Source organism: Cyanobium sp. Copco_Reservoir_LC18 (genome assembly GCF_009834675.1).
Lineage (GTDB): Bacteria > Cyanobacteriota > Cyanobacteriia > PCC-6307 > Cyanobiaceae > Cyanobium > Cyanobium minutissimum.
Map to the genome: position 1 here is coordinate 153107 of NZ_ASAC01000004.1, position 10743 is coordinate 163849.

Here is a 10743-nt window from a genome sequence, read left to right on the forward strand (position 1 = left end):
GAAGCGTTCCACGCCCTAGCGTCGTAGCCAGCCCAGCCCCGGATCCGTGAGCCTCTCCATCGCCCTGCTCACGGTCTCCGACACCCGCACCCTCGCCGACGACGCCTCGGGCCATGCCCTGCAGCAGCGGCTGGAGGCGGCCGGCCACCGGCTGCTGAAGCGCAGCCTGGTGCCCGATGACCGCTACCGCATCCGGGCCGAGCTGAGCCGCTGGATCGCCGACCCCGCCGTGCAGGTGGTGATCAGCTCCGGCGGCACCGGCCTCACGGGCCGTGACGGCACCCCCGAGGCCGTGGCGCCCCTGCTCGACAAGACCATCGAGGGCTTCGGCGAACTGTTCCGGGTGCTCTCCTTCGAGACGATCGGCACCAGCACCCTGCAGAGCCGCGCCCTGGCCGGGGTGGCCAACGGCACGGTGGTGTTCGTGCTGCCGGGCTCCCTCGATGCGGTGACCACCGCCTGGGACCGGCTGATCCGCGCCCAGCTCGACGCCACCACCCGCCCCTGCAACCTGGTGCAGCTGCTGCCGCGGCTCACGGAAACCTGATGGGCTGCGTCCCTCGGTGGCGGACCCGCCCCTGGTGGCCGGGGGCCCTCGCCCTGCTGCTCAGCGTCGGCCTCTGGTGGCTGCCGCCGGCCGGAGCGGGTGTCGCCGCCCCGGCCGATGGCGGCGGGGCCCGGGGGGGCGGGACCGGCCCGGCCGACCCGGGGGGCGTGGTGGCCGCCGGCAGTTTCGAACTGGCCAAGGTGCGGATCCTCGGCGTTCCCGCCCTCACCGTGGCCTCGCCGGTGGTGGGCCACCAGGACAATGCCCCCGACGCCCGGCGCCGCGCCGAGGTGATCGAGGGCAACCTGCGCCTCCTCTACGACCCCGAGCACCTCTGCAGCGAGAGCGAACAGCTGGCCGAGTGGGTGCTGGTGAAGGTGCTGGGGGGCAGCGGCGGGGCCTGTGAGCCGTCGCCCCTCCAGGGCGGGAGCGGGAACGCCCCCGGGTCGCTGGTGGTGGAGCGCCGGCAGCTGCCGGGCGGCGATGTGGTGCTGGAGGCCAGGGTGCCGGAACGCTCCGAACCCCTGCCCCTGCTCACGGTCACCCGGGCCGATGCCAGCCTCAACGGCATCAGCGCCATGGCCCTGGGGGAACGCTGGCAGCAGCGGCTGCAGAGCCGCCTGCGCCATGCCCGCCAGGTGATGCAGCCGGCCGATCTGCGCCGCCGCTGGCAGATCACCGTCGCCGTCCAGCTGGCGCTGGCCCTGGTCACCGCCGCCACCCTGTGGCTGTGGCGCTGGAACCGGCAGCGCTGCGCCGCGCTGGTCAGCCGCCGGCTCCCCACCCCGGACCGGGCCCTGGAGCAGCGTCTGCAGCTCCGCCAGGTCTTCGGGCTGGTGCTGCTGCTGCTGGTGCTGCTGCAGCTGATGGTCATGCTGGCCCTGGGCGTGATGGCCGTCCCCGGCAAGGTGCCCCTGGGGCTGCAGCTGCTGCTCCAGCCGGTTCACTCCGTCCTCAAGGTGCTGATGGTGGGGCTGGTTGCCCTGCTGGCCCGCTCCCTGGCCACCTTTCTGCTGCACCAGTGGGCCGACGGGGCCAGGGTGCCGGTGGAGGAGCAGGCCCGCCGGGAGCAACGGCACCGCAGCCTGCTGCGGGTGAGCCATCGCCTCATCGATCTGGCCTGCATCCTGGTGGCGGCGGGCTGGATCCTGATCGACATTCCCGGGATCCGCGCCGCCTCCTCCTCCCTGCTGCTGGCCGGCGGCGCCCTGCTGGGCGGCCTGGCGCTGGTGTTCCAGGGGCTGCTGCGGGACTTCGTCGCCGGCCTCGCCGTGCTGATCGAAGACCGCTACGCGATCGGCGACTGGGTGGAGATCGATGGCCTCGAGGGCGACGTGGTGGATGTGGGCGTGCTGAGCACCCAGCTGCACTGCCTCGACCACCGGGTGGCCGTGGTCCAGAACAGCGCCTTCGACCGGGTGGTCAACCACACCAAGCTGCGCTCCGGGGAAGAGGTGAAGCTGCTGATCTCCCACCGCTGCACCGCCATCGGCCAGGCCCTGGCGGTGGTGGCCGACGAGCTGGCCGCCTTCCACGCCGACCCCACCTGGGGACCCCGGCTGCTGGCGCCGCCCCTGCTGCGGGGCGTCAGTGCCACCGGCCCGCTGGGCATCACCGTCAGCGTCCTGCTCACCACGGTGACCGGCGAGCAGTGGGCCTGCTCCCGGGAGCTGCAGGGGCGCCTGGTGGCCCGCTTCCAGCGGGAGGTGATCCCCCTGGCCGACGGCCTGGAGCTGGCCGCCCGGGGCTGATCAGGGCGAGCGCCGGTACGGTGGGGTACGCGGAGGATGGTTCATGGCTGCAGCGACGCCGGACCACGAGACGTTCATCCGCCAGGCGATTCAGCTGTCCCGCAAGGCGGCCCTGGAGTACGGCACCGGCGGGGCCTTCGGGGCGGTGATCGTCAGGGACGGGGGGGTCATCTCCCAGGGGATGAACCGCGTCGTGGCCAGCCACGACCCCACCTGGCACGGGGAGATGGAGGCGATCCGGCTGGCCTGCATCACCCTGCAGAGCTTCAAGCTGCCGGGCTGCATCCTCTACACCTCCGCCGAGCCCTGCCCGATGTGCATGGCCACCTGCTACTGGGCCGGCATCGAGGAGGTGTACTACGCCGCCACGGTGGAGGACGCCCTTGAATACGGCGACTTCGACGACCGCCCGATCTACGAGCAGCTGGCCCTGCCCAAGGAGCAGCGCTCCATTCGCCTGACCCAGATCCTGCGGGAGGAGGCGGTGGAGGTCTGGAAGGCCTACCAGGCCAAGTCCGATCGGGTCCGCTACTGACCGCCTCCGGCGCCGGGCGATCCGGTGGCGGCGGCGCTCAGCCGCGGGTGGCGGGCATGGCGCGGAACAGCTGCAGCATCAGGGCCAGGCCCACCAGGATCGCCGTCAGCGTGAGCCGCTGGCCGCGCCGGCTGCCGGTGCCCTCCAGCCACGGCCCGCACAGCCGGCTCACCCCGGGCACCAGCCACCAGCCGGTGAGGGCCACGCTGCAGACATTGGCCAGCAGCAGGCCCGTGGGGCCGTCCAGAGGCAGGGGCCGGAGCAGCACCCGCAGCAGCTCCACGGTGGGATAGAGCACCAGCAGCACCAGCAGGTTCACCTTCCAGACCGGCACCCGCCGGCGCCCCGCGTCCTCCAGCCAGCGGGCATAGCCGTCCCAGTCGCCGGCGCCGGCGTAGCGGTACCCCCCGCGCTCGGCCGGGTTGAGCAGGCTCCGCCGCTCCGGACTGTCCATCCAGGCCAGGAAATCGGCCAGGGTGGCGAAGCTGAGCGCCGACTCGTACAGCAGCTCGCCGTTGTCGGCCTGGCCCAGGGGGTGGGGCAGACTCTCCGCGACGAAGCCCGGATAGCCGCGGGCCGCGGTCCGCAGCCGTTCCTCCAGCTCCAGGAAGCCGGTTCGGGCCGCCGGCGCGACGCGATGCAGGAACCGGTAGTGGAAGGGTGGGCCCTGGGTGTCGGGAGCGGATCGCGTCAGAGGCATCGCAGAGGCTTCGCAGCGGCGCCGGAGTCGGCTCACCTTGCGTCATTCTCCGGAGGCGTGCCACGCGGGCTCCTGGTTCAACCAGTCGCTGACGGCGGCGACCACCTCCATGTCCGTATGGCCGACGCCCATGATCGCCAGGTGATCACGCGGCTCGAGCCGGATCAGGTGACGGAGCCGCGGCCCGAGCAGGTCCACGAAGGACGCCACCGTGGCGGCCGCCAGCCGGCTGCCGAAGCCGACGATGGAGGTGAGGTGGAACAGGCGCGAGTTCCCGACGATGCAGAAGCTTTCCGACCGTGACGGCAACACCCGGATCCAGCGATTCAGCAGCGTCTGCAGCCATGGCAGTGGCACGGCGTCCTCCAGGTCCGCCATCACCGGGTCGAGCAGCAGGGTGGGCTGGTTGTGGAGGGACTGGTGGTCGAGGGGCGCCGAGGAGAGGGCGGCGATCAGCCGTCCGGCCTGGTGGGCGCCGACGCAATCGGCCAGGGCTCGCCGCAGGGCCTCAAGCTCCAGATCGCTGAGCAGCTCCAGCAGGGCCAGGTACTTGCAGCCGAGGCTGTGGCCGATCCAGGTGAACGGTTTCCAATCGAGGTAGGGGTCGGGGGCATGGCCGAGGCGGGTGGCCAGCCCGGCGAGCTCCCGGCGCAGTTCGTCCTGATAGGCGACCAGGCTGAGGGCGATGGACCAGTGGCGGAAGGAGAAGCGGAACGGCAGGGCCACCACCGTGTAGCCCTGGGCATGGAGCAGGGACAGGAACCTTCGGTAGAAGACGGTGGGGAAGGTGCCGAAGAAGGCACCACCGATGAAGACGACCACACCCCTGGGCCGGGGATGAAGGGCAGCCCAGCAGAAATGCAGCGGCTGAAAATGCAGCGGCTGAACGGGAAGGGACATCGGTGGGACGCGCTGGTCGCTGGGCGATGTTCTACGACCAGGCGACAGGGAGACAGGCGACCTCGATGGCAGGCTTTCCGGATGGTTGTGACAGGCCCGCGTCACCTCGAAGACACAACCGTGAGATCGATCCATGGCCTATGGAAACTGTCAACTCGGCTCGGACTCCTGATCCCGGGTGCATCCACAGGCAGGCCCTCGCCCAGGGTTCCATCGTCATCGCCAGGATTGACTCGTTCCGGCGTTGCCCGGTCTCCAACACGAGCCTCACCGATCTGCTGCCCCCCGTGGTGTTCACCGCCCGCGATTCAGGCTCCGGGCTGGAAGACAGCCTGTGCTTCTTTCACACGTCCGGCACCGACACCGCCGGTGCCCTCGAGCCGACGTCGACGGCCAACACGTTGCGTTGTTCACCCCTGAGTCCGCCCGCGTCGGCCACCGCCCCGCTGCCGGTGCAGCCGACACCCGACAGGGCCGAGGCCCTGGAGGCTGAAGTCCGGGGGTACGTGGAACTCTCGCTCTCTGCGCTGTCGGGCTCCCTCACGACCATCCCCCTGCAGGAGAGCGCGGAGCAGCGCGGCAGCGTCTTCGCCGATCTCAGGGGCGCTGCCGGTGCCCGACGGGGGGCGCGTCCTGCTCAGCAGCACCTGAGCCGGCGCCGCGGTCGGCCCCTCAGGCCGCCCGCAACCAGCGGCGGCGGGCCCTGTCGCTGAGGTCCTCGCCGACCAGGGTGAGGAGGGCGTAGGCGGCCACCAGCGCCAGCAGCTGGTCCCAGGCGAAGGAGCTGAGGCTCTCCAGAAGCTGGCTGCCCAGCCCGGTCGCCCCCACAAGGCCCACCACCACCGATTCCCGCAGGATCACATCGGCCCGGTAGGCGCCGTAGGCCAGGTAGGGCCGGGCCAGGGCACTGAAGCGGCCGTAGAGCAGGGCCAGACGCGGCCCGCTGCCGCCGCAGGCCAGGGCCTCCTCGGCGGCCGGATCGGTGGCGTCGGCACTCTCCAGCAGCAGCCGGCCCAGCACCCCCAGGTTGTGGAAGCCCAGGGCCAGGGCGGCGGTGATCACCCCCGGCTCCAGCACGAACAGCAGCAGCAGGGCCGTCAGCGGCGGCGGCCACAGGCGCCCCAGGGCCCACAGCAGCCGCAGCCCCTGCCGCGCCCAGCCCACCGGAGCCGCCACCAGCAGCAGCAGCGGCGCCAGCCCCACCGCCAGGCTGGCCGCCAGGGCGGTGAGCAGCAAGGTGCCCCCCACCAGCCGGGGCCAGGGCAGGGCCCAGGTGGCGGCCCAGTCGCCGGCCCCCAGGCCCGGCAGGGGCTGCCAGCTGAGCAGGGCCGCCGGGTCCACCCCCAGGGCCCGGCCCACCACGACGCAGAGGGGCAGCAGGGCCGCCAGGGCCAGCAGCATCTCGCGGCTGCGCTCGCCCACCCCCCGCCGGGCCAGCACGAACCGGCCGGGCACCAGCCAGCGTCGCCGCAGCAGGCTGATGCCCGCCTCCAGGGCCAGCATCACCGCCAGCAGCAGCCACAGGCCGCTCCAGAGCTCATGGAACTGCAGCGACTGCAGCGTCAGCTTGAGGTCGGTGCCCAGGCCCCCGAGGCCGAAGACCCCCAGCAGGGTGGCGCTGCGCAGGGCGCACTCCAGCCGGTAGCCGCCGTAGCTGAGCACCCCCGGCAGCAGGGCCGGACCCAGGGCCGTGAGCAGGGCCGCCGGCGCCGGGGCGCCCGCCGCCCGCAGGGCCTCCAGGCCGGTGATGGGCAGGGCATCGAGCAGGTCGGAGAGCACCCGGGCCACCAGGGCCCCGAAGGGCAGGGCGATCGCCAGCACCGCCACCGCCGGCTGCAGCCCCACCAGCTGGAGCAGCAGCAGGCCCCAGATCAGCTCATGGATCGCCCGGGGCAGGGCCAGCAGGCGGCGGATCAGCTCCGCCGGCAGGGCGCTGCCCGTCAGGGTGCGCCACACGGTGCGGGAGCTGGCCGCCCCCAGCAGCAGGCCGAGCACCAGGCTGCCGGCCCAGCCGAGCAGGGCCATGCCGACCGTCACCCCCAGCCCCTTCAGCAGCGATGTCAGCACCACCGGATCCAGGGAGGGCGTCACCGCCGCCACCAGGAAGCCGCCGATCAGCTCCCAGCCGCCCCCGTGCACCAGCGGCGGCAGCAGGACGGCCAGGGGCGCCAGCACCAGGGCCGGCAGCAGCATCAGCAGCGGCGGCGCCGGTTTCAAGGGGCCACGCCGGGCGGGATGCCCCCGTAGAGGTCCGCCAGCAGGTCGGGGGTCACCTGGGCCACCGGCCCGTCGAACAGCACCCGGCCGTCCTTGAGGCCCACGGCCCGATCGAAGCCGGCGAGCAGGTCGGGGCGGTGCAGGCTCAGCAGCAGGGCCCGGGGGGCCACGGCCTGGGCCAGCAGCAGCGCCAGCAGCTCGCCGGCCAGGCGCGGATCGAGGCTGGCCAGGGGTTCATCGGCCAGCAGCAGGGTGGGCTCCTGGCGCAGCAGCCGGGCCATCGCCACCCGCTGGCGCTGGCCGCCGGAGAGGGCCGTCACCGGCTGCTCCAGCAGGGCCGGATCCAGATCCATCGCCCGCAGGGCCGCCGCGCAGGCCTCGGTGTCGAGCGGCAGCAGCAGGTTGAGCAGGGCCCGGGGCCAGCCCCAGCGGGCCAGGCGGGCGGCGTTGAGGTTCTGCTGGACGGTCAGCTCCTCGATCAGGCGCAGGTCCTGCCAGAGGGTGCCGATGCGGGCCTGCTGGCGCCGCCGGCCGCGGCGGGAGCGGGCGGGGGGCTGGCCCTCCCAGAGCACCGTGCCGGCCGCCGGCGCCAGCAGGCCGTTGGCCACCGCCAGCAGGGTGCTCTTGCCGGCACCGCTGGCCCCCAGCAGCGCCACCCGCTCGCCCGGGGCCAGGCTCAGGTCGACGGCCTCCAGCCGGGGCCGCCCGCGGCCAGCCACACGGACGCCCCGCAGCGCGAGCACGGCGGTGGCGGGGCCGGCGGCCATGGGGGGCGTGAAGCACAGACGACCGATCCAGATTGCCAGCCATCCGACCCGGGCCCCTGGCGCGTCTGGACGAACCCCCAAGGCTCGTCAGGCCGAAGGGAGCCCCAGCAGAATCAACCCACCTCCCCCGTCCTGCGCCGCGGCCCCGATGACCTCCTCCAGCGGATCCAGGCCCTCGCTCCTCGATGGAGTCGCCCGGGTGCTCCTGTGCCTGGTGTTCCTGCACGCGGCGATCGGCAAGCTGACGGGCTTCGGTGCTGTGGCCGGGATGATCGCCGGCCGGGGCATCCCCCTGGCGCCGGTGCTGCTGGCGGCGGCCGTGGCGCTGATGGCCGTGGGATCGGTGCTGGTGATCAGCGGCTTCCGCGCCCGGCTCGGGGCGATCCTGCTGCTGCTGTTCCTGGTGCCCACCACCCTGCTGTTCCACAGCGATGTGGCCGACCCCCAGGAGCGGATCCAGCTGCTGAAGAACCTCTCGATCGTCGGCGGCCTGCTGCTGGTGGCCGAACGTCGCCCCTGAACCGCCAAACCGCCATCCCACGCAGCGCCGTGGCCAGGCTGGGCGAGCATGGCCGGGCGGCCTCCTGCCCCTGCCGCCCGGTCCGATCCCATGCTCTTCGCCTCCCCCCGCTCCTACATCCTTCTGTCGGTGGCGGCGGCGGTGGCCACCATCGTGCTCAAGACCGCAGCCTGGCGCTACACCGGCTCGGTGGGCCTGCTCTCGGATGCGATGGAATCCGGGGTGAACCTGGTGGCGGCCCTGGGGGCCTTCTGGGCCCTCAGCCTGGCCGCCAAGCCGGCCGACCGCACCCACCACTACGGCCACTTCAAGGCCGAGTACTTCTCCAGCGGCCTGGAGAGCGTGCTGATCGTGCTGGCGGCCCTGGCGATCATCCACGCCGCCGTGGGACGCCTGCAGGCTCCTGAGCCCCTGGAGCAGCTGGGGCTGGGCATGGCCCTCTCCCTGGTGGCGACGGTGCTCAACGGCGTGGTGGCCTGGGTGCTGCTGCGGGCCTCCCGCCACTTCCACTCGATCACCCTGCGGGCCGACGCCCACCATCTGTTCACCGACGTCTGGACCTCCGCCGGCGTGCTGCTGGGCATCGGCCTGGTGAAGCTCACCGGCCTGACGATCCTCGACCCGCTGATCGCCATCGCCGTGGCGCTCAACATCACCCTGACGGGCTGGAATCTGCTGCGGGAGACGGCCACCGGCCTGCTCGACCGCTCGCTGCCCATCGACGAGCAGGAGAAGCTGGAGGCGCTGCTGGCCTCCCATGAATCGGAGGAGATCCGCTTCCATGCCCTGCGCACCCGGGTGGCCGGATCGCGGCGCTTCGTCGCCCTGCACGTGCTGGTGCCGGGCCGCTGGACCGTGCAGGCCGGCCATGACCTCTGCGAACGGCTGGAGCAGGAGATCGCCGTCGCCCTGCCCCGCAGCGATGTGCTGACCCACCTCGAGCCGATCGAGGATCCCAAGGCCTGGGACGACCAGGGATTCCGCTGGGAGGAGGGCTGAGCCCCATACGATCCAGCCAGCCGTCGCAGCGCCCCGTCCCATGGCCACCGTCCTGATCACCGGCACCAACCGCGGCATCGGCCTGGAGTACTGCCGCCAGCTCCAGGCCCGGGGCGACACGGTGGTGGCGGTCTGCCGCACCCCCTCGCCGGAACTGGAGAGCCTGGGGGTGCGCATCGAGGCGGGGATCGACCTCACCGACGGGGACGCCATCGCCGCCCTGGTGGAACGGCTCGATGGCCTGAGCCTCGATGCCCTGATCCTCAACGCCGGGATCCTGGAGTCCACCAGCCTGGGGGCGCTGGATGCGCAGAGCCTGCGGCGCCAGTTCGAGGTGAACGCCATCGCCCCCCTCCTGCTCACGCGGGCCCTGCTGGGCCATCTGAGCGAGGGCGCCAAGGTGATCCTGATGACGAGCCGCATGGGCTCGATCGACGACAACGGCTCCGGCGGCGCCTACGGCTACCGGATGTCGAAGGTGGCGCTCAACATGGCCGGCCGGTCGCTGGCCATCGACCTGCGTCCCCGCGGCATCGCCGTGGCCCTGCTCCATCCCGGCCTGGTGAGCACCCGCATGACGGGCTTCAGCGCCCAGGGCATCAGTCCCGAGAAGTCGGTGCGCGGCCTGCTGGCCCGCATCGACGCCCTGACCCTGGAGACCAGCGGCACCTTCTGGCACGCCAACGGCCAGGTGCTGCCCTGGTAGGGCCCTAGGGCAGGGCCAGCTGCAGGGTGAGCAGCCGCCCATCCCGCCGCAGGGTGAGGCCCAAGGGCCGGCCCACGGGGTGCGCGGCCAGCCGCTCGATCACCTGGCGGGCGCTGCTCACGGGCAGGCCATCGATCGCCGCGATGCCATCGCCGACCCGCAGCCCGGAGCGCTCCGCCAGCGAGCCGGGGGCCACCTGGTGGATCTCCACCCGGCCGCCGTGGGTTTCCAGATACACCCCCAGCCGCAGGCCCGCCGGCGGCGGGGCCACGACGCCGTACACCGCCGTGGCCAGGCCCGGCTGCAGCGCCGCGCAGTCGAGGCTGGCTTCCCAGGGCAGCAACCAGGCCACGTCCGCCAGGCCCAGGGCCCGCAGCTGATGGGGCACGCCGTGGCCCCCGGCCAGGTGGCCGTTGCCGATCAGGGCCACGACCGGAGCCCCGGGGCGCCGGCGGCGCTGCTCGGCGATGGCCTCGGCCATGGCACGGTCCCAGAGGAGCTGGCTCTCCACGAAGCGGCCGAAGGAAGGGTCCTCCAGCCCCGGCACCCCCTGGCTGCCGCTGGGGACGAAGGGATGGTGCTGCCAGAGCCGGTGCAGCTGGGCCCGGTAGGCGGCGCTGGCCGGCGCCGGGCGCCCCACCCCCTCCCTCTCGCTGACGGGCACCGCCGCGGCGCCCTCGGCCCGCACCCGCCGCACCAGCCGGCGCTCCACGTTCAGGGCCACGAGCGGCAGCCGCCGGTCACGGGCGAAGCGCAGGATCGGCAGGTACAGCTCGACGTCGTAGCCACAGATGGCCGGCCAGTCGAGGGCGTCGAGGAAGGCGCGCTCCTCCAGGGTTCCGGCCACCCAGCGGTCGAGCACCGGCTGCAGCCGGCGCGGCACCATCTCCAGCGCGAGGCTCAGGTCGGGGCTGCGCGCCTGCAGCGCCTGGAGCGTGGCCAGCTGCCAGCGATGGTGGGCGGCGCTGTCGTGGCGTTCCCCCAGCAGCACCACCGGACGCCGCGCCAGGCGATCGAGCAGGTCGGCGGCCGCCAGGGTGCGGGGACCCGCGGCCGTGGGCTCCACCCAGGCCCCCGACGGCACGCAGACGCCGGCGGCCG

General features: G+C 73.2%; 12 protein-coding genes. 7 read left to right on the plus strand and 5 right to left on the minus strand.

The genetic code is table 11. From position 1 onward, the window contains the following. The first annotated feature begins 46 nt into the window (after nucleotides 1-46). The 3 genes from moaB to L107_RS02020 are packed head-to-tail and all read left to right on the plus strand — an operon-like array spanning nucleotide 47 to nucleotide 2833. On the plus strand, nucleotides 47-547 hold the full coding sequence (gene moaB, locus L107_RS02010) for a molybdenum cofactor biosynthesis protein B (protein ID WP_159816215.1): 501 nt from the start codon (nucleotides 47-49) through the stop codon (nucleotides 545-547). Then, on the plus strand, nucleotides 547-2298 hold the full coding sequence (locus tag L107_RS02015) for a mechanosensitive ion channel family protein (RefSeq protein WP_159816216.1): 1752 nt from the start codon (nucleotides 547-549) through the stop codon (nucleotides 2296-2298). Before moaB ends, L107_RS02015 begins: the two co-directional genes overlap by 1 nt. A 43-nt stretch (nucleotides 2299-2341) precedes the next feature. Continuing rightward, nucleotides 2342-2833, plus strand: coding sequence for a nucleoside deaminase (locus tag L107_RS02020; RefSeq protein ID WP_159816217.1), 492 nt, complete (start codon nucleotides 2342-2344; stop codon nucleotides 2831-2833). A 37-nt stretch (nucleotides 2834-2870) separates the two neighbouring features. Here L107_RS02020 and L107_RS02025 read toward each other — a convergent pair whose 3' ends face one another. Together L107_RS02025 and L107_RS02030 are read right to left on the minus strand one after the other, a co-directional pair. Next, nucleotides 2871-3533, minus strand: a complete 663-nt coding sequence (locus L107_RS02025) for a hypothetical protein (RefSeq protein ID WP_159816218.1) — start codon at nucleotides 3531-3533, stop codon at nucleotides 2871-2873. Between the two features lie 42 nt (nucleotides 3534-3575). After that, nucleotides 3576-4568 (minus strand): DUF1350 family protein, encoded by a 993-nt coding sequence (locus L107_RS02030; RefSeq protein WP_370515322.1) that lies wholly within the window; start codon nucleotides 4566-4568, stop codon nucleotides 3576-3578. 155 nt (nucleotides 4569-4723) lie between these two features. Between L107_RS02030 and L107_RS02035 the strand changes: the two genes are divergently transcribed. Next, nucleotides 4724-5146 (plus strand): hypothetical protein, encoded by a 423-nt coding sequence (locus L107_RS02035; protein ID WP_236550447.1) that lies wholly within the window; start codon nucleotides 4724-4726, stop codon nucleotides 5144-5146. Here the strand turns inward: L107_RS02035 and L107_RS02040 are convergent. Both L107_RS02040 and L107_RS02045 read right to left on the minus strand, forming a co-directional pair. Continuing rightward, nucleotides 5106-6650 carry an ABC transporter permease gene (locus L107_RS02040; protein WP_201295778.1) on the minus strand — a complete coding sequence of 515 codons (1545 nt, stop codon included), beginning with the start codon at nucleotides 6648-6650 and terminating at the stop codon, nucleotides 5106-5108. The two genes, L107_RS02035 and L107_RS02040, sit on opposite strands and share 41 nt — an antisense overlap. Next, the gene (locus L107_RS02045; RefSeq protein ID WP_159816221.1) at nucleotides 6647-7417 is read right to left on the minus strand and encodes an ATP-binding cassette domain-containing protein; all 771 of its coding nucleotides are present in this window, start codon (nucleotides 7415-7417) and stop codon (nucleotides 6647-6649) included. Before L107_RS02045 ends, L107_RS02040 begins: the two co-directional genes overlap by 4 nt. A gap of 148 nt (nucleotides 7418-7565) precedes the next feature. Here L107_RS02045 and L107_RS02050 point away from each other — a divergent pair, with 148 nt between their 5' ends. The 3 genes from L107_RS02050 to L107_RS02060 all read left to right on the plus strand — a co-directional run bounded on the left by L107_RS02050 (nucleotide 7566) and on the right by L107_RS02060 (nucleotide 9642). After that, complete coding sequence (locus L107_RS02050) at nucleotides 7566-7937, plus strand: DoxX family protein (RefSeq protein WP_159816222.1); 372 nt, start codon at nucleotides 7566-7568, stop codon at nucleotides 7935-7937. A 90-nt stretch (nucleotides 7938-8027) separates the two neighbouring features. Continuing rightward, nucleotides 8028-8936: a cation diffusion facilitator family transporter gene (locus L107_RS02055; protein ID WP_159816223.1), complete on the plus strand. Its 909-nt coding sequence runs from the start codon at nucleotides 8028-8030 to the stop codon at nucleotides 8934-8936. Nucleotides 8937-8976: 40 nt separating this feature from the next. Beyond that, entirely contained in the window at nucleotides 8977-9642 is a 666-nt protein-coding gene (locus L107_RS02060) for an SDR family oxidoreductase (RefSeq protein WP_159816224.1), read from the plus strand. 4 nt (nucleotides 9643-9646) lie between these two features. Here L107_RS02060 and L107_RS02065 read toward each other — a convergent pair whose 3' ends face one another. Continuing rightward, complete coding sequence (locus tag L107_RS02065) at nucleotides 9647-10726, minus strand: ChaN family lipoprotein (protein WP_236550458.1); 1080 nt, start codon at nucleotides 10724-10726, stop codon at nucleotides 9647-9649. Nucleotides 10727-10743 lie beyond the last annotated feature (17 nt).

Excerpts from the sequence above, each read along its gene's own strand:
- L107_RS02060 (WP_159816224.1), top strand. The coding sequence starts at position 8,977 with ATGGCCACCGTCCTGATCACCGGCACCAACCGCGGCATCGGCCTGGAG.
- L107_RS02055 (WP_159816223.1), top strand. The coding sequence starts at position 8,028 with ATGCTCTTCGCCTCCCCCCGCTCCTACATCCTTCTGTCGGTGGCGGCG.
- L107_RS02045 (WP_159816221.1), bottom strand. The coding sequence starts at position 7,417 with ATGGCCGCCGGCCCCGCCACCGCCGTGCTCGCGCTGCGGGGCGTCCGT.
- L107_RS02015 (WP_159816216.1), top strand. The coding sequence starts at position 547 with ATGGGCTGCGTCCCTCGGTGGCGGACCCGCCCCTGGTGGCCGGGGGCC.
- L107_RS02020 (WP_159816217.1), top strand. The coding sequence starts at position 2,342 with ATGGCTGCAGCGACGCCGGACCACGAGACGTTCATCCGCCAGGCGATT.
- L107_RS02030 (WP_370515322.1), bottom strand. The coding sequence starts at position 4,568 with ATGGATCGATCTCACGGTTGTGTCTTCGAGGTGACGCGGGCCTGTCAC.
- L107_RS02025 (WP_159816218.1), bottom strand. The coding sequence starts at position 3,533 with ATGCCTCTGACGCGATCCGCTCCCGACACCCAGGGCCCACCCTTCCAC.
- L107_RS02050 (WP_159816222.1), top strand. The coding sequence starts at position 7,566 with ATGACCTCCTCCAGCGGATCCAGGCCCTCGCTCCTCGATGGAGTCGCC.